Annotated in this window: 15 protein-coding genes and 1 pseudogene; 10 read left to right on the plus strand and 6 right to left on the minus strand. The window is 62.4% G+C overall.

Translation table 11 applies throughout. The annotated features are described in order from the left end of the window. Positions 1-39: 39 nt before the first annotated feature. The 4 genes and pseudogenes from coaBC to argB all read left to right on the plus strand — a co-directional run bounded on the left by coaBC (position 40) and on the right by argB (position 4,160). Positions 40-1,251 carry a bifunctional phosphopantothenoylcysteine decarboxylase/phosphopantothenate--cysteine ligase CoaBC gene (coaBC, locus tag LU682_RS29025; protein WP_010955790.1) on the plus strand — a complete coding sequence of 404 codons (1,212 nt, stop codon included), beginning with the start codon at positions 40-42 and terminating at the stop codon, positions 1,249-1,251. Between the two features lie 5 nt (positions 1,252-1,256). Next, a complete protein-coding gene (gene dut / locus LU682_RS29030; protein ID WP_010955791.1) occupies positions 1,257-1,712 on the plus strand; it encodes a dUTP diphosphatase in 456 nt (151 codons plus the stop codon). A gap of 144 nt (positions 1,713-1,856) precedes the next feature. Continuing rightward, positions 1,857-3,224 (plus strand): annotated as a pseudogene (locus LU682_RS29035) (phosphomannomutase/phosphoglucomutase); the annotation flags it as partial. Between the two features lie 30 nt (positions 3,225-3,254). Continuing rightward, positions 3,255-4,160 carry an acetylglutamate kinase gene (gene argB / locus LU682_RS29040; RefSeq protein WP_004575216.1) on the plus strand — a complete coding sequence of 302 codons (906 nt, stop codon included), beginning with the start codon at positions 3,255-3,257 and terminating at the stop codon, positions 4,158-4,160. 159 nt (positions 4,161-4,319) lie between these two features. Here argB and pyrE read toward each other — a convergent pair whose 3' ends face one another. Further along, positions 4,320-4,961, minus strand: coding sequence for an orotate phosphoribosyltransferase (pyrE, locus tag LU682_RS29045; protein WP_003253405.1), 642 nt, complete (start codon positions 4,959-4,961; stop codon positions 4,320-4,322). Between the two features lie 80 nt (positions 4,962-5,041). Here pyrE and crc point away from each other — a divergent pair, with 80 nt between their 5' ends. Beyond that, entirely contained in the window at positions 5,042-5,821 is a 780-nt protein-coding gene (crc, locus tag LU682_RS29050) for a catabolite repression control protein Crc (RefSeq protein WP_003253401.1), read from the plus strand. Between the two features lie 33 nt (positions 5,822-5,854). Here crc and LU682_RS29055 read toward each other — a convergent pair whose 3' ends face one another. Both LU682_RS29055 and rph read right to left on the minus strand, forming a co-directional pair. Then, a complete protein-coding gene (locus LU682_RS29055; RefSeq protein WP_003253399.1) occupies positions 5,855-6,223 on the minus strand; it encodes a DUF4870 domain-containing protein in 369 nt (122 codons plus the stop codon). A gap of 23 nt (positions 6,224-6,246) precedes the next feature. Further along, positions 6,247-6,969: a ribonuclease PH gene (rph, locus tag LU682_RS29060; RefSeq protein ID WP_003253397.1), complete on the minus strand. Its 723-nt coding sequence runs from the start codon at positions 6,967-6,969 to the stop codon at positions 6,247-6,249. 227 nt (positions 6,970-7,196) lie between these two features. Here rph and LU682_RS29065 point away from each other — a divergent pair, with 227 nt between their 5' ends. Continuing rightward, a complete protein-coding gene (locus LU682_RS29065) occupies positions 7,197-8,060 on the plus strand; it encodes a YicC/YloC family endoribonuclease (protein WP_010955794.1) in 864 nt (287 codons plus the stop codon). A gap of 13 nt (positions 8,061-8,073) precedes the next feature. Beyond that, positions 8,074-8,694: a guanylate kinase gene (gene gmk, locus LU682_RS29070; RefSeq protein ID WP_010955795.1), complete on the plus strand. Its 621-nt coding sequence runs from the start codon at positions 8,074-8,076 to the stop codon at positions 8,692-8,694. Positions 8,695-8,727: 33 nt separating this feature from the next. Here gmk and LU682_RS29075 read toward each other — a convergent pair whose 3' ends face one another. The 3 genes from LU682_RS29075 to LU682_RS29085 all read right to left on the minus strand — a co-directional run bounded on the left by LU682_RS29075 (position 8,728) and on the right by LU682_RS29085 (position 12,543). Then, positions 8,728-10,269 (minus strand): APC family permease, encoded by a 1,542-nt coding sequence (locus LU682_RS29075; protein ID WP_049588397.1) that lies wholly within the window; start codon positions 10,267-10,269, stop codon positions 8,728-8,730. Positions 10,270-10,388: 119 nt separating this feature from the next. Further along, a complete protein-coding gene (locus LU682_RS29080) occupies positions 10,389-11,156 on the minus strand; it encodes a gamma-glutamyl-gamma-aminobutyrate hydrolase family protein (protein ID WP_010955797.1) in 768 nt (255 codons plus the stop codon). Between the two features lie 4 nt (positions 11,157-11,160). Then, entirely contained in the window at positions 11,161-12,543 is a 1,383-nt protein-coding gene (locus LU682_RS29085) for a glutamine synthetase family protein (protein ID WP_010955798.1), read from the minus strand. 205 nt (positions 12,544-12,748) lie between these two features. Here LU682_RS29085 and LU682_RS29090 point away from each other — a divergent pair, with 205 nt between their 5' ends. From LU682_RS29090 to spoT, 3 genes are all read left to right on the plus strand, one after another. Then, complete coding sequence (locus LU682_RS29090) at positions 12,749-13,621, plus strand: LysR family transcriptional regulator (protein WP_003253385.1); 873 nt, start codon at positions 12,749-12,751, stop codon at positions 13,619-13,621. Between the two features lie 240 nt (positions 13,622-13,861). Then, the gene (rpoZ, locus tag LU682_RS29095) at positions 13,862-14,125 is read left to right on the plus strand and encodes a DNA-directed RNA polymerase subunit omega (protein ID WP_003253383.1); all 264 of its coding nucleotides are present in this window, start codon (positions 13,862-13,864) and stop codon (positions 14,123-14,125) included. Between the two features lie 59 nt (positions 14,126-14,184). Then, positions 14,185-16,293: a bifunctional GTP diphosphokinase/guanosine-3',5'-bis pyrophosphate 3'-pyrophosphohydrolase gene (gene spoT, locus LU682_RS29100; RefSeq protein ID WP_010955800.1), complete on the plus strand. Its 2,109-nt coding sequence runs from the start codon at positions 14,185-14,187 to the stop codon at positions 16,291-16,293. The last annotated feature ends 8 nt before the right edge of the window (positions 16,294-16,301 follow it).

The following is a 16,301-nucleotide window of genomic DNA, read 5'->3' on the forward strand; positions in this document are numbered from 1 at the left end:
AAACGTCGTCGCCCGCTCTCACTGGAAAAAGGCAAGCCTATGCAGCGGCTGTATCGCAAGCGCATCGTTCTCGGCGTGGGTGGCGGCATTGCCGCCTACAAAAGCGCCGAGCTGATTCGCCGTCTCCTGGAGCACGGCGCGCAGGTGCGCGTCGTCATGACCCGGGGTGGTGCAGAATTCATCACCCCGCTGACCCTGCAGGCGCTGTCGGGCCACCCCGTACACATGGACCTGCTCGACCCGGCCGCCGAAGCTGCCATGGGCCATATCGAGCTGGCCAAGTGGGCGGACCTGGTGCTGATCGCCCCAGCCACCGCCGACCTCATGGCACGCATGGCCCAGGGCATGGCAGACGACCTGCTGACCACGCTGGTGCTGGCCACTGACGCCACCGTCGCCGTGGCGCCGGCGATGAACCAGGCCATGTGGCGTGACCCGGCCACCCAAGCCAACCTCGAGCTGCTCAAGAGCCGTGGCATTCAGGTGTTCGGCCCGGCATCCGGCAGCCAGGCCTGTGGCGACGTCGGCCTGGGGCGCATGCTCGAAGCCACCGACCTGGCCTGGTGCGCCGCGGAAAGCTTCAAGCGCCAGGCACTGACCGGCAAGCACGTGCTGATCACCGCCGGGCCGACCCAGGAAAACATCGACCCGGTGCGCTACATCACCAATCATAGCTCCGGCAAGATGGGCTTCGCCCTGGCCGAAGCGGCCGCCGAAGCAGGGGCTCGGGTGACCCTCGTCACTGGCCCTGTGCACTTGCCAACCCCTGACCGGGTCAGCCGCATCGACGTCGTCAGCGCGCGGGACATGCTCGCGGCCTGTGAAGCGGCCAAGCCGTGCGACCTGTTCATCGCCTCGGCAGCGGTTGCGGACTACCGTCCCGAAGTGGTTGCCACACAAAAACTGAAGAAAGATCCTACGACCGGCGACGGCATGCTGCTGCAGATGGTGCGTAATCCCGATATCCTTGCCACCATTGCTGGCCGCGCCGACCGCCCGTTCAGCGTCGGCTTTGCCGCCGAAACCGAGCACCTGCTCGATTACGCCACGCGCAAGCTCAAGGACAAGAACCTCGACCTGATCGTCGCCAATGATGTGGCCAACCCCAGCATCGGCTTCAACAGCGAAGAAAACGCCTTGACCGTGATCGACCGCCAGCAGCACCAGACCCTCTTCGCGCAGACCAGCAAGGGCAAGATCGCCCGGCAACTGGTCGCCTTCATCGCCGAACGGCTCAACCAGGTTCAATAAGTTACATGCACGCTCTTCAAGCCAAGATCCTCGACCCACGCCTGGGCAGCGAATTTCCGCTACCCGCATACGCCACCCCCGGCTCCGCCGGCCTCGACCTGCGCGCCCTGCTCAAGGAAGACACCATCCTCGAACCGGGCCAGACCGTTCTGATTCCTACCGGCCTGTCGATCTACATCGGCGACCCGGGCCTGGCGGCAGTCATCCTGCCGCGCTCGGGCCTGGGCCATAAACACGGCATCGTGCTGGGCAACCTGGTCGGCCTGATCGATTCGGACTACCAGGGCGAGCTGATGGTGTCGTGCTGGAACCGCGGCAACACGCCGTTCACCATCGCGGTTGGCGAGCGCATCGCCCAGCTGGTGCTGGTGCCGGTGGTGCAGGCTCACTTCGAAATCGTCGAAGCGTTCGACGAAAGCCAGCGTGGCGCTGGCGGCTTCGGTCACTCCGGCAGCCATTGAGCCGGCAAATGACCGTTCAGGCCAAGGATGGCGAACTCTCTGGCGAAACCACCGTCCAAGCGTTCAGTTTGCGCCTGCCCAGAAAGCCTTTGACTAATGGAGCTTCCAGAGATGAACGACATGGCCCACCTGGTCCCCGCCGCATTGCCCGACAGCATTTTCCGCGCATATGACATCCGCGGCGTGGTCGGCAAGACCCTTCACGCCGAAACCGCCTACTGGATCGGCCGCGCCATCGGCGCGCAAAGCCTGGCCCAGGGCGAACCGCAGGTTTCGGTAGGGCGCGATGGCCGCCTGTCGGGCCCGATGCTGGTGGAACAGCTGATCAAAGGCCTGGTCGATGCGGGCTGCAACGTCAGCGACGTCGGCCTGGTGCCTACCCCGGCGCTGTACTACGCAGCCAACGTGCTGGCCGGCAAGTCCGGTGTGATGCTGACCGGCAGCCACAACCCGTCGGACTACAACGGTTTCAAGATCGTCATCGCCGGTGACACCCTGGCCAACGAACAGATCCAGGCCCTGCTGACCCGCCTGAAAACCAACGACCTGACCCTGGCCCAAGGCCGCGTGGAAAAGGTCGAGATCCTCGACCGCTACTTCAAGCAGATCGTCGGCGACGTGAAGCTGGCGAAAAAGCTCAAAGTGGTGGTGGACTGCGGCAACGGCGCCGCTGGCGTGGTTGCACCGCAACTGATCGAAGCCCTGGGCTGCGAAGTGATCCCGCTGTTCTGCGAGGTCGACGGCAACTTCCCCAACCACCACCCGGACCCGGGCAAGCCGGAAAACCTCGAGGACCTGATCGCCAAGGTCAAGGAAACCGGTGCCGATATCGGTCTGGCCTTCGACGGTGACGGCGACCGCGTCGGCGTGGTGACCAACACCGGCAGCATCGTCTACCCCGACCGCCTGCTGATGCTGTTTGCCCAGGACGTGCTGTCGCGCAACCCGGGCGCCGAGATCATCTTCGACGTCAAATGCACCCGCCGCCTGACCCCGTTGATCGAACAGCACGGTGGCCGCGCCTTGATGTGGAAAACCGGCCATTCGCTGATCAAGAAGAAGATGAAGCAGACCGGTTCGCTGCTGGCAGGCGAGATGAGCGGTCACATCTTCATCAAGGAACGCTGGTACGGTTTTGACGACGGCATCTATAGCGCCGCGCGCCTGCTGGAGATCCTCAGCAAGACCGAGCAGAGCGCCGAAAACCTGTTTGCCGCCTTCCCGAACGACATTTCCACGCCGGAAATCAATATTGATGTGACCGACGAGGGTAAATTCAGCATCATTGATGCACTGCAACGCGACGCCGACTGGGGCGAAGCCAACCTGACCACCATCGACGGTGTGCGGGTCGACTACGCCAACGGCTGGGGCCTGGTTCGCGCCTCCAACACCACCCCGGTGCTGGTACTGCGTTTCGAGGCCGACAGCGACGCCGAATTGCAACGTATCAAGGATGTTTTCCGCACCCAGTTGCTGCGGGTAGAGCCTGAGCTGCAACTGCCGTTCTGACCGACTATCTGTTCCTTACAGGAGCCCTGCATGACCCTCGATCGCGATGCCGCTTCCCATGTAGCCGAGGTTTTGTCCGAAGCACTGCCTTACATCCGCCGCTTTGTCGGCAAGACCCTGGTGATCAAGTACGGCGGCAACGCGATGGAGAGCGAGGAGCTCAAGACGGGCTTCGCCCGTGACATCGTGCTGATGAAGGCTGTGGGCATCAACCCGGTGGTAGTCCACGGTGGTGGCCCGCAGATCGGTGACCTGCTCAAGCGCCTGTCGATCGAAAGCCACTTCATCGACGGCATGCGCGTCACCGATTCGGCGACCATGGACGTTGTGGAGATGGTGCTGGGCGGCCAGGTCAACAAGGACATCGTCAACCTGATCAACCGCCACGGCGGCAGCGCCATCGGCCTGACCGGCAAGGACGCGGAGCTGATTCGCGCCCGCAAGCTGACTGTCAGCCGCCAGACGCCTGAGATGACCACTCCGGAAATCATCGACATCGGCCACGTGGGCGAAGTGGTGAGCGTGAACACCGACCTGCTGAACATGCTGGTGAAGGGCGACTTCATCCCGGTCATCGCGCCAATCGGCGTGGGTGCCAATGGCGAGTCGTACAACATCAACGCCGACTTGGTGGCGGGCAAGGTGGCCGAAGCGCTGAAGGCCGAGAAGCTGATGCTTCTGACCAACATCGCCGGCCTGATGGACAAGCAGGGCCAGGTGCTGACTGGCCTGACCACCGAGCAGGTCAACGAACTGATCGCTGACGGCACCATTTATGGCGGCATGCTGCCGAAGATCAAATGCGCGCTGGATGCGGTGCAGGGCGGCGTGAACAGCTCGCACATCATCGATGGCCGCGTGCCGAATGCAGTGCTGCTGGAGATCTTCACCGACAGCGGCGTGGGCACCCTGATTACCAATCGCAAGCCGCGCTGATTGATCGGTTAGCCTGCACTGGCCTCTTCGCGGGTAAACCCGCTCCCACAAAGGAAATCCCCATGTAGGAGCGGGTTTACCCGCGAAAGGGCCAGATCAGGCGGCACAAAAAAAGGCGACCCTCTGAAGAAGGTCGCCTTTTTCATTCCTGGGCCAGGATCAGATCCCGTACTGCGCCCGGTAGGCCTCGACAGCCGGCAGATGCTGTTTCAGCTGTGGATCGTCAGCCAGGAACTCCAGCACCTGGGTCAGCGAAACAATGCTGACCACCGGGATACCGAAGTCGCGTTCCACTTCCTGGATCGCCGACAGTTCGCCATTGCCGCGCTCTTCACGGTTCAGCGCGATCAGTACACCAGCGGCCTTGGCCTGCTGGGCGTTGATGATCTGCATGACCTCACGAATGGCGGTACCGGCAGTAATCACGTCGTCGATGATCAGCACGTCACCGGCCAGCGGCGCGCCGACCAGGCTGCCACCTTCGCCATGGTCCTTGGCTTCCTTGCGGTTGAAGCACCATGGCACGTCCAGCTGATGCTGGTCGGCAAGGGCCACGGCGGTAGTCGCCGCCAAAGGGATACCCTTGTAGGCCGGGCCGAACAGCACATCGAACGGGATCTTGCTATCGACGATGGCGGCGGCGTAGCAACGCCCCAGCTCAGCCAGTGCGGAGCCGGTGTTGAACAAGCCGGCATTGAAGAAATACGGGCTGGTACGCCCCGATTTCAGGGTGAATTCACCGAAACGCAGTACCCCGCGATCGATGGCAAAACGGATAAAGTCGCGCTGATACGGCTGCATGAATAGTCCCGGACACCACGGATTTAGCTAAATGGGTTGAGCTCGGGTATCATACACGCACGAGATTTATGGGGCCATTTATGCGGATCATCAGTGTGAACGTAAATGGCATTCAGGCTGCGGCCGAGCGTGGTTTGCTCAGCTGGCTGCAAGCCCAGAATGCCGACGTCATCTGCCTTCAGGATACCCGCGCCTCGGCCTTTGAACTCGACGACCCAGCTTTCCAGCTCGATGGCTATTTCCTTTATGCCTGCGACGCGGAGGTGCCTGCCCAAGGTGGTGTGGCCCTTTACTCGCGCATGCAGCCCAAGGCAGTCATCACCGGCCTGGGCTTCGAGACAGCCGACCGCTACGGGCGTTACCTGCAAGCAGATTTCGACAAAGTCAGTATTGCCAGCCTGCTGCTGCCTTCGGGCATGAACGGCGACGAAGACTTGAATCAGAAATTCAAGTTGATGGACGACTTCGCCAAGTACCTGGACAAGCAGCGTCGCAAGCGTCGCGAATACATCTATTGCGGCTCGTTCTACGTGGCGCAGCAGAAGCTCGACATCAAGAATTGGCGTGACAGCCAGCAGTCGCCGGGCTTCCTGGCGCCAGAACGCGCCTGGATGGATGCGATCACTGGCGAGATGGGGTATGTCGATGCCTTGCGCGAAGTCAGCCGTGAAGGCGACCAGTACAGCTGGTGGCCGGACAACGAGCAGGCCGAGATGCTCAACCTGGGGTATCGGTTCGACTACCAGATCCTCACCCCGGGCCTGCGCCGCTTCGTGCGCAACGCTCGCCTGCCGCGTCAGCCACGCTTCTCCCAGCATGCACCGCTGATCGTCGACTATGACTGGACGCTGACCATCTAAAAGGCCATTGGGGCTGCATTGCAGCCCCAATGGTTATTTGATCGGCCGCCAGATCATCGGGTAGCGATAAGGCTTGCCCTCATTCGCCCGCACCGCCGCGATGATGATCAATATCATCACTGCCACCGTGAGCATGGCAAACAGCACCAGCCCGATAAACACGAACATCAGCAGGAAGCAGATGAACCCGGCAATGGTCACGCTGATCTGAAAGTTCAGCGCCTCTTTGCCCTGGGCGTCGATAAAAGGGTCTTGCTCGCGCTTGAGGTGCCATAGCACCAGCGGGCCCAGCAGGTGCCCAAGCGGCACTACCAGGCCCAACAGCGCGGAGAGGTGGCAGAACATCGCCCATTGCCGGATTTCGGCATTGGGCGGGGTGATCGACAGGTTCGAATCGCTCATGCCCCGCACCTCCTTGGCCGGTTTCAGTCAGCCAGTGCTGCCTGCTGCAGCTCGAAAATCTCGTTCATGCCCTTCTGCGCCAAAGCGAGCATGGCGTTGAAATCTTCCGGCTGGAACGGTGCGCCTTCGGCAGTACCCTGCACTTCGATGAAACCACCAGCGCTGGTCATGACCACATTCAGGTCGGTTTCGGCTGCGGAGTCTTCCAGGTAGTCCAGGTCGAGCACCGCTTCGCCCTGATACATGCCTACCGACACGGCAGCGATCATGTGCTTGAGCGGGTTGCCGCCCTTGAGGCCGCCGCGCTTCTTGATCACTGCCAAAGCGTCGCACAAGGCAACCATGGCGCCGGTGATGGACGCGGTACGGGTACCGCCATCGGCCTGGATCACGTCGCAATCGACGTACAGGGTGATGTCACCGAGCTTGCTCATGTCCAGCGCGGCGCGCAGCGAACGGCCGATCAGGCGCTGGATTTCCAGGGTGCGGCCACCCTGCTTGCCACGGCTGGCTTCGCGCTGGTTACGTTCGCCGGTGGAGCGCGGCAGCATGCCATACTCGGCGGTCAGCCAGCCTTGGCCCTGGCCTTTGAGGAAGCGCGGTACACCGTTTTCAACGCTGACCGTGCAGATGACTTTGGTGTCACCGAACTCGACCAGTACCGACCCTTCGGCGTGCTTGGTGTAGTTGCGGGTGATGCGGATCGAGCGGAGCTGATCGGCAACGCGACCACTTGGACGTTTCATCTGGGATACCTGTACTGGGACTTTGAATCTGCCGAGCATTATAGAGCCCGCAGCCCGGGGAAGACATGCCTATTGTCGCGCCCGGCACAGCCCGTCGCCTTTTCCTACCGCAGTAGCCACCCGTCAGTAACATAGGCGGATTGGGCGCCACGGCGACACTGCGCTACAATCCTGCGCCTTGCAGCCGAGAGGCTCCCACCGTTCATTCATTACGCGAGGTACTCCCCATGGTGCACAGCATGACCGCTTTTGCTCGTGTCGAGCGCGCCGGCAGCCAAGGCACCCTGGTCTGGGAGCTGCGTTCGGTCAACCACCGTTATCTGGAGCCGCACCTGCGCCTGCCCGAAGCCCTGCGCGACCTCGAAGGCGGTGTACGTGAAGGCCTGCGCCAGGGCCTGTCACGCGGCAAGGTGGAATGCACCTTGCGCCTCAACGAAGACAGCAATGGCAAACCGCTGAAAGTGGACCATGAGCGCGCCGCGCAACTGGTTGCCGCCGCCGAGGAAGTGGCTGGCCTGATCAAGCAGCCGGCCCCCCTGAACCCGCTGGAAGTGCTGTCATGGCCAGGCGTGCTGGTGGCCGACACCAGCGACCCCCAGGCACTGAACGCCGAAGCCATGGCGCTGTTCGACGAAGCGCTGGCCGAACTCAAGGCCGGGCGCCAGCGCGAAGGCCAGGAACTGGCCCGGCTGATCAACGAACGCCTGGACAACATGGCCAGCGAAGTCACTACCCTGCGCGCCCTGGTGCCGCAGATGCTGGCGGCGCAGCGGCAGAAGATTCTCGACCGCTTCGGCGACATGCAAGCCGAGCTGGACCCACAGCGCCTGGAGCAGGAGATGGTACTGCTGGCCCAGAAAAGCGACGTGGCAGAGGAACTCGACCGCCTCAGCACCCACGTCACCGAAGTGCGCCGCGTGCTCAAGGGTGGCGGCGCCGCTGGCCGGCGCCTGGACTTCCTGATGCAGGAACTCAACCGCGAGGCCAACACCCTCGGCTCCAAGGCCTTCGACCCACGCAGCACGCAAGCGGCGGTCAACCTGAAGGTATTGATCGAACAGATGCGTGAACAAGTACAGAACATCGAGTAAGGCCACCCCGACCATGAACCACAGCAGCGGCACCCTCTACATCGTTTCGGCCCCTTCGGGTGCCGGCAAGACCAGCCTGGTCACCGCCCTGACCAAAGACGACCAGCAGATCCGCGTCTCGGTCTCGCACACCACCCGCGCCATGCGCCCGGGCGAGCAGCACGGGGTGAACTATCACTTCGTGGTCCACGAGGAATTCAAGGCGCTGATCGCGCAAGGTGACTTTCTGGAGCATGCCGAAGTGTTCGGCAACTTCTACGGCACTTCACGCAGCGCGCTGCAGCAGACCCTGGACCAGGGCTACGACCTGATTCTGGAAATCGACTGGCAAGGTGCACAGCAAGTGCGCAAGCTGATGCCACAGGCGCTGTCGGTGTTCATCCTGCCTCCAAGCCAGGAGGCGCTTCGCCACCGCCTGGACGGACGCGGGCAGGACAGCGAAGAGATCATTGCCGGGCGCATGAAGGAAGCGGTCAGCGAGATGGTGCACTACGACGAGTATGACTACGTCATCATCAATGATGATTTCGACACGGCGCTGGCAGACTTGAAAGCAGTGTTCCGCTCGAATCGGCTGCTGCTGAAGAAGCAGCAGCAGCGTCATGCGGCATTGCTCAAGCAAATGATCGGCTGAAGATCGATGGGGCTGCATTGCAGCCCCAATGGTTTAGTCCTGCAGCGGCAAGGTAGCCTGCTGACGCAGGGTAGCCCCGAGGAAGTACGCCGGCGCACGCATGCGCGACAGCATCATCAGGCCGATGCCAAGCACCGAGATGATCGCGGCAATCACGAACACCAGCCCCAGCCCGCCCACATGCGAGCCGCTGCCAAAGTCCGGCGAAGCACTGTCGATGGCGGTGCGCACGAAGATCACCGACAAGATAACACCCCCCAGCAGCGGGCACAGGCCGCGCATGATGAAGTGGCGCAGGCTGTCGAACAGGCTGCCGCGGAAATACCAGACGCAGGCAAACGCGGTCAGCGAATAGTAGAAGCAGATCATCATGCCCAATGCCGTGATGGTATCTGCCAGCACGTTCTCGCTCAGCGTACGCATGGTCACGTAGAACAGGCCTGCGGCCAGGCCGGCGCAGATGGTGGCATAGCGCGGCGTTTGCGAGCGCGGGCAGACACTGGCGAACTTCTGCGGTACCGCACCGTAATAACCCATGGCCAACAGGGTGCGCGCCGGCGCCACGAAGGTGGACTGCAGCGACGCCGCCGTACTGGCCAGCACGGCGATGGACATCAGGATCGCCAGCGGCCCCATGACCGGGCCGGCCAGGTGGGCAAAGACGTTCTCCTGGATGCGCGGGTTGTTCAGGCCCAGACCCGTTTCACTGATACCGGCAAACTGCAGGGTGGCGATGGCGGTGAACAGGTACAGGCCCAGGATCAACATCACGGTCCAGGTAGCGGCCTTGCCCGGCACCTCTTCGCTGCCCACCGACTCTTCACTGACGGTCAGACAAGTGTCCCAGCCCCAGAAGATGAAGATCGACAATGACAGGCCAGCGGCAAAGGCCGAGAACGACTCGACACCGAACGGGTTGAACCAGGCGAAATCGAACGCCAGCGGTGGCGGCGCGGTAGTGCCGCCGAAAGCGGCGAAAGCAAAGCCGATCAACACCAACAGCTGCAGGGCCACCAAGCCGTACTGCACGGTCATTGTGGTGGCGATACCCCGACAGCAGATCCACACTGCCAGGCCAATGAACACGCAACAGGTAACGATGTTGATCAACAGGTTGTCGGCCAACGCTGCCAGCTCATGCTTGCCGGTGATCTGGCCAAGGAACAGGTAGAAGAAATCCACCGCCACACCTGCCAGGTTCGACAGCACGATCGTGGTGGCAACCACCAGTCCCCAGCCGCCGATCCAGCCGATCATCGGGCCGAATGCACGCGCCGACCAGGTAAACGAAGTACCGCTGTCAGGCTCCGCCGAGTTCAGCTCGCGATAGCCCAGGGCCACCAGCAGCATCGGCAAGAAGCCCACGATGAACACGGCCGGCAGGTGGGCGCCCACCTCACGCACGGTAGGGCCAAGGGCGCCGGTCAGGGTATAGACCGGGGCGATGGTGGAAATGCCCAGCACCACGCTGGCCAGCAGCCCCAAGCGGCCCTTGGCCAGGCCTTTGCTGCGCTGAGTGTTGCCCGCGTCGGCCGCCACATCGGGTGGGCGGCCGGCTTCTGTGTAATTGCTCATGAGTATTTGCCGTAAATTTTGGAATTGTTTTAACAAGCCTTGGGTACAAGGCTCGCTTTCACTCATTGAAAGCTTGCTATCGGGAACGAGTCATCCGAGACCTTCGGCTGACGTCAGAATCATTCCTGCCGTAAGCCCTCCCGTGCTGCGTAGGCATTGCAGGCCTCGCGAAACGCCTGAAACAGACGCAGCGAGACCGGGTTTTCGTTGAAGCGCCACTCCGGGTGCCACTGCACCCCAAGCACAAAGCCCGGTGCCGCAGGCATGGACACCGCCTCGATCAGGCCATCCGGGGCCCGTGCCTCGACGCGCAGGCCTGGGGCCAGACGGTCGATGCCCTGGCTGTGCAGCGAATTGACCTCGAACTGCGCCACCAACCCCAGGCGCTCGAACAACCCGCCAGGCTCGATGCTGACCGAGTGGCGAGGGCCGTATTGCACCTCCAGGGGGGCGTCCTCAGGTTCGCGGTGGTCAAGGTAGCCAGGCAGTTCCTGCACACGCTGGTGCAGGCTGCCGCCAAGGGCCACGTTCAGCTCCTGGTAGCCTCGGCAGATGCAGAATACGGGCACACCGACGGCAATGGCTGCCTGCAACAGCGGCAGGGTCAGGCGATCACGCGCCAGATCATGCCGGGTACCCGCCACACTGGGGGCGCCATTGTAATGATGCGGCTCGATATTTGAAGGCGAGCCGGTAAAAACAATGCCGTGCAGGCGAGCCAGCAGCGCTTGCGTGTCGCTGCCGCCATCACGGGCCGGCAAGATCAGTGGCAAGCCGGCAAAGCCGGCCGCCTCGACATACTTGTCGCCGACCGTGTGCGAGGAGTTCTTCCCTACCTGCTGACGGCAGGCGCTGACACCGATCAAAGGGACCGCATTTGCGCTCATGGGCTTACACCGTGTGCAGGTACCAGTTGTACTCAAGATCGGAAATCGACACTTCGAACTCGGCCAGTTCGCTTTCCTTGCAGGCCACGAAGATATCGATGTAGTCCGGGCTGATGTATTGGTTGAGGACTTCGCTGTCATCCAGCGCGCGCAGGGCATCGCGCAGGTTGTTCGGCAGGCTTTGCTCCAGCTGCTCGTAGGAGTTGCCTTCGATCGGCGCCTCGGGCTCGACCTTGTTGGTCAGGCCATGGTGAACGCCGGCAAGGATCGCCGCGAGCATCAGGTACGGGTTGGCATCGGCGCCGGCTACACGGTGCTCAAGGCGCACGTTTTCGCTGCTGTCGGTGGGCACGCGTACGGCCACGGTGCGGTTGTCCAGGCCCCAGCTCGGCGCATTGGGAACGTAGAACTGCGCACCGAAGCGGCGGTAGGAGTTGATGTTGGGGCACAGGAAGGCCATCGACGCCGGCATGGTTTCCAGCACGCCACCAATGGCGTGGCGCAGCGTATCGCTTTGCAGCGGATCGTCACTGGCGAAGATGTTCTTGCCGGTTTTCTTGTCCAGCAATGAAATGTGCACATGCAGACCGTTGCCTGCCTGGCCCGGGTAGGGCTTGGCCATGAAGGTGGTGTCCATTTCATGGTCGTAGGCGACGTTCTTGATCAGGCGCTTGAGCAGGATCGCATAGTCGCAGGCCTTCAGCGGATCCGCCACGTGGTGCAAGTTGACCTCGAACTGCGCCGGGGCGCTTTCCTTGACGATGGCGTCGGCAGGCAGGCCCTGTTCCTTGGCTGCTTCGAGCATGTCCTGCAAGCAGTCGGCGTACTCGTCGAGGTCGTCGATCAGGTACACCTGGGTCGACTGCGGGCGCTTGCCGGAGATCGGCGAGCGCGGCGGCTGCGGGCGGCCGTTGAGGTTGTCCTGGTCGATCAGGTAGAACTCCAGCTCGAACGCGGCGCAGATAGTCAGGCCCAGGTCGTCGAACTTGCTCACCACCTGGCGCAGCACTTCACGCGGGTCGGCGAAGAACGGCTGGCCATCCAGCTCGTGCATGGTCATCAGCAGCTGGGCGGTGGGGCGCTTTTGCCACGGCTCGTCCGACAGCGTGCCGGGGATCGGGAAACAGATGCGGTCGGCGTCGCCGATGTCCAGGCCAAGGCCGGTGCTTTCGACAGTGGAACCGTTGATATCAAGGGCGAACAGCGATGCGGGCAGGTTGATGCCCTTCTCGTACACCTTGTGCAGGCTGGCCCGCTCGATGCGCTTGCCACGTACCACGCCATTCATGTCGGAGATCAGCAGGTCTACGTACTGCGTGTCCGGATGGGCCTGGAGGAAGTCATTCATCTCGCTGGAAGAACTGGCGCACGGGGTTACCGACGTCATGGTGTACATCCTTTGATGTGCTGCGGCGATGTGGGGATACGGCTGGCGCCTCACGGGCGACGATGGTTGCAGCTGTTGTTGTTTTCACTTTCCCATCGTGGGGACTGGTTACCCGACCGGGCGCATTGATTCCGGGGGGCCGTTTCACTATAAAATGGCCCAGACGCAACAGACATTGGCAATTTGGCAAGCAGAGCGTGCATCAATGCAATATCAGATAACCCACGCAGACCTCTCTCTGGTCCTGGCACTGGAACGTGGCCGCTCGCTGGCCAAAGCCGCCGAACTGCTCAAAGTCGACGTTTCGACCGTGTTCCGCTCGATCCGCCGATTGGAGTCGGCGCTGGGCACCGCCTTGTTCGTCAAGAGCCGAAAGGGCTATCTGCCGACTGACACCGCCCAGGCCTTGGCCGAGCAGGCCGAACGTGCCGAGCAGGCGCTGGAAGCAGCGCGCATTGCCATGACCAGTGGCGAGCAGGTGGTCAGCGGCACGGTGCGCCTTACCTGCACGGAGGCGGTGATGCACAGCCTGTTGCTGCCGGCACTGGCCGAGTTCATGTCCAACTACCCGGCCTTGTCGCTGGAGATGGGCACCTCCAACACCTTCGCCAACCTCAGCCGGCGCGACGCCGACATCGCCCTGCGCCTGACCAACACACCTCCGGAGCACCTGGTTGGCCGCAACCTGGGTTCGACCTCCTATGTAGTCTGCGGCCAGCCACAGTGGCGCGAGCGCCTCAGCGAGTCCCCCGCCAGCGTGCCGTGGATCGCACCAGACGACTCGATGCAGGACCACCCTACGGTGGTCTGGCGCAACCAACAACACCCGGGCCTGAGCCCGCGCTACCAGTGCAGCAGCATGTCGACCATCGCCCAGTTGGTAATGGCCGGCCTGGGCGTGGCAGCACTGCCGGACTACATGGTGCATGCGCTGCCCGGGGTGGATGCACTCAGCGGCCCCCTGCCCGGCTGCGACACTCAGTTGTGGTTGCTGACCCGGCCGGATTGCCGGGCGTTGCGCTCGGTGCAGACCTTGTTCGAAGAGCTGACCCCGCGGTTGCGTGACGCGATGCTCTGAGGTTATCGTCAGGCTCATGCACTGAGGGTGTCTGTTCCGGCCCTTTCGCGGGTAAACCCGCCGCTACAAGCTACGCGGCCCCTGTGGGAGCGGGTTCACCCGCGAAGAAGGCATCGCAGGGTTTGCAGGTACCGCCCGGCAAAACAGCGCTTCCCTATTGGCTGGTGAATTTTTATACTATCGAGTCCGCCTGCCCATTAATGGGCTGCACGCCCACCGCAATTGCTACTGAGGAAGACCATGGCCCGCGTAACTGTTGAAGACTGCCTGGAACACGTGGATAACCGCTTTGAGCTGGTCATGCTCTCGACCAAGCGCGCTCGCCAGCTGGCGACCGGCGGCAAAGAGCCACGCGTTGCGTGGGAAAACGACAAGCCAACCGTTGTTGCCCTGCGTGAAATTGCCGAAGGCATCGTCACCAACGAGTTCATCGCCGCTGAAGAGATCGTCACCGAGGATCCGGTGTTCGCCGCGTTCGAGGACGAGAACAACGAGGCTGTCTGATTGATGCCAGGTCGACGTCGTACGGCGCAAGGCCCTCTTCCTCGGCAGGAGGTGAACCCATGCCGGGTATAGAAGCCTTGGCCGAACGGCTTTCGACCTATCTTGGCCCCGAACAGGTCAACCTGGTTCGGCGTGCCTATTTCTACGCCGAACAGGCCCACGATGGGCAACGCCGCCGCAGTGGCGAGCCCTACGTGACCCACCCGCTGGCCGTGGCCAGCATCCTCGCCGACATGCACATGGACCATCAGAGCCTGATGGCGGCCATGCTGCACGATGTGATCGAAGACACCGGCATCGCCAAGGAAGCCCTCAGCCAGCAGTTTGGCGAGACCGTGGCCGAATTGGTCGATGGGGTCAGCAAGCTGACCCAGATGAATTTCGAGACCAAGGCCGAGGCGCAGGCGGAAAACTTCCAGAAGATGGCCATGGCCATGGCCCGCGATATCCGCGTGATCCTGGTCAAGCTGGCCGACCGCCTGCACAACATGCGCACCCTGGAAGTGCTGTCTGGCGAAAAGCGCCGGCGCATTGCCAAGGAAACCCTCGAGATCTACGCCCCCATCGCAAACCGCCTGGGGATGCACACCGTGCGCGTAGAGTTCGAAGACCTTGGCTTCAAGGCCATGCACCCGATGCGCTCGTCGCTGATTCATCGTGCAGTGAAGAGCGCGCGCGGCAACCGCAAAGAGATCGTCGCCAAGATCGAGCACTCGCTGGCCAACTGCCTGGCCGCCGACGGCATCGAGGGCGAAGTCAGCGGTCGGCAGAAACACCTCTATGGCATCTACAAGAAGATGCGCGGCAAGCGCCGTGCCTTCAACGAGATCATGGACGTGTATGCCTTCCGCATCATCGTCGACAAGGTTGACACCTGTTACCGCGTGCTCGGCGCCGTACACAACCTGTACAAGCCGCTGCCCGGACGCTTCAAGGATTACATCGCGATCCCCAAGGCCAACGGCTACCAGTCGTTGCACACCACCCTGTTCGGCATGCACGGCGTGCCCATCGAAATCCAGATTCGCACCCGCGAAATGGAAGAGATGGCCAACAACGGCATCGCCGCGCACTGGCTGTACAAGTCAAACGACGACGAGCAGCCCAAGGGCAGCCACGCGCGCGCCCGCCAGTGGGTCAAGGGTATCCTTGAACTGCAGCAACGTGCCGGCAACTCCCTGGAATTCATCGAGAGCGTGAAGATCGACCTGTTCCCGGACGAGGTCTACGTGTTCACGCCCAAAGGCCGGATCATGGAGTTGCCCAAAGGCTCCACGGCCGTCGACTTCGCCTACGCGGTCCACACCGACGTCGGCAACAGTTGCATCGCTTGCCGCATCAACCGCCGCCTGGCGCCGCTGTCCGAACCGCTACAAAGCGGCTCGACAGTGGAAATCGTCAGCGCCCCGGGCGCTCGGCCAAACCCGGCATGGCTCAACTTTGTGGTCTCGGGCAAGGCACGCACGAATATCCGCCACGCGCTCAAGCAACAGCGCCGCTCGGAGTCCATCAGCCTGGGCGAGCGCCTGCTGAACAAGGTACTCACTGGCTTCGACAGCAGCCTGGAGAAAATCCCCCAGGAACGCATCCAGTCTATTCTCGCCGAGTACCGCCTGGAGCTCATAGAAGACCTGCTCGAAGACATCGGCCTGGGCAACCGCATGGCCTACGTGGTCGCGCGCCGCCTGCTGTCGGCCGAAGGCGAACAGCTGCCGGCGCCAGAAGGCCCACTGGCGATCCGCGGCACCGAAGGCCTGGTGCTCAGCTACGCCAAGTGCTGCACGCCGATCCCGGGTGACCCGATTGTCGGCCACCTGTCGGCCGGCAAGGGCATGGTCGTGCACCTGGAGAACTGCCGCAACATCAGTGAAATCCGCCACAACCCCGAAAAGTGCGTGCAACTCTCCTGGGCCAAGGACATCACTGGCGAGTTCAATGTCGAACTGCGTGTCGAACTGGAACACCAGCGCGGGCTGATCGCCCTGCTGGCCAGCAGCGTCAACGCCGCCGACGGCAACATTGAGAAGATCAGCATGGACGAACGCGACGGCCGTATCAGCGTGGTCCAACTGGTGGTCAGCGTGCACGACCGCGTGCACCTGGCGCGTGTGATCAAGAAGCTGCGTACCCTGACCGGTGTGGTCCGCATCACCCGCATGCGTACGTAGTCCGCCAA

The sequence above is a fragment of the Pseudomonas alloputida genome (assembly GCF_021283545.2).
Taxonomy (GTDB): Bacteria; Pseudomonadota; Gammaproteobacteria; order Pseudomonadales; family Pseudomonadaceae; genus Aquipseudomonas; species Aquipseudomonas alloputida.

Excerpts from the sequence above, each read along its gene's own strand:
- coaBC (WP_010955790.1), top strand. The coding sequence starts at position 40 with ATGCAGCGGCTGTATCGCAAGCGCATCGTTCTCGGCGTGGGTGGCGGC.
- dut (WP_010955791.1), top strand. The coding sequence starts at position 1,257 with ATGCACGCTCTTCAAGCCAAGATCCTCGACCCACGCCTGGGCAGCGAA.
- argB (WP_004575216.1), top strand. The coding sequence starts at position 3,255 with ATGACCCTCGATCGCGATGCCGCTTCCCATGTAGCCGAGGTTTTGTCC.
- pyrE (WP_003253405.1), bottom strand. The coding sequence starts at position 4,961 with ATGCAGCCGTATCAGCGCGACTTTATCCGTTTTGCCATCGATCGCGGG.
- crc (WP_003253401.1), top strand. The coding sequence starts at position 5,042 with ATGCGGATCATCAGTGTGAACGTAAATGGCATTCAGGCTGCGGCCGAG.
- LU682_RS29055 (WP_003253399.1), bottom strand. The coding sequence starts at position 6,223 with ATGAGCGATTCGAACCTGTCGATCACCCCGCCCAATGCCGAAATCCGG.
- rph (WP_003253397.1), bottom strand. The coding sequence starts at position 6,969 with ATGAAACGTCCAAGTGGTCGCGTTGCCGATCAGCTCCGCTCGATCCGC.
- LU682_RS29065 (WP_010955794.1), top strand. The coding sequence starts at position 7,197 with ATGGTGCACAGCATGACCGCTTTTGCTCGTGTCGAGCGCGCCGGCAGC.
- gmk (WP_010955795.1), top strand. The coding sequence starts at position 8,074 with ATGAACCACAGCAGCGGCACCCTCTACATCGTTTCGGCCCCTTCGGGT.
- LU682_RS29075 (WP_049588397.1), bottom strand. The coding sequence starts at position 10,269 with ATGAGCAATTACACAGAAGCCGGCCGCCCACCCGATGTGGCGGCCGAC.
- LU682_RS29080 (WP_010955797.1), bottom strand. The coding sequence starts at position 11,156 with ATGAGCGCAAATGCGGTCCCTTTGATCGGTGTCAGCGCCTGCCGTCAG.
- LU682_RS29085 (WP_010955798.1), bottom strand. The coding sequence starts at position 12,543 with ATGACGTCGGTAACCCCGTGCGCCAGTTCTTCCAGCGAGATGAATGAC.
- LU682_RS29090 (WP_003253385.1), top strand. The coding sequence starts at position 12,749 with ATGCAATATCAGATAACCCACGCAGACCTCTCTCTGGTCCTGGCACTG.
- rpoZ (WP_003253383.1), top strand. The coding sequence starts at position 13,862 with ATGGCCCGCGTAACTGTTGAAGACTGCCTGGAACACGTGGATAACCGC.
- spoT (WP_010955800.1), top strand. The coding sequence starts at position 14,185 with ATGCCGGGTATAGAAGCCTTGGCCGAACGGCTTTCGACCTATCTTGGC.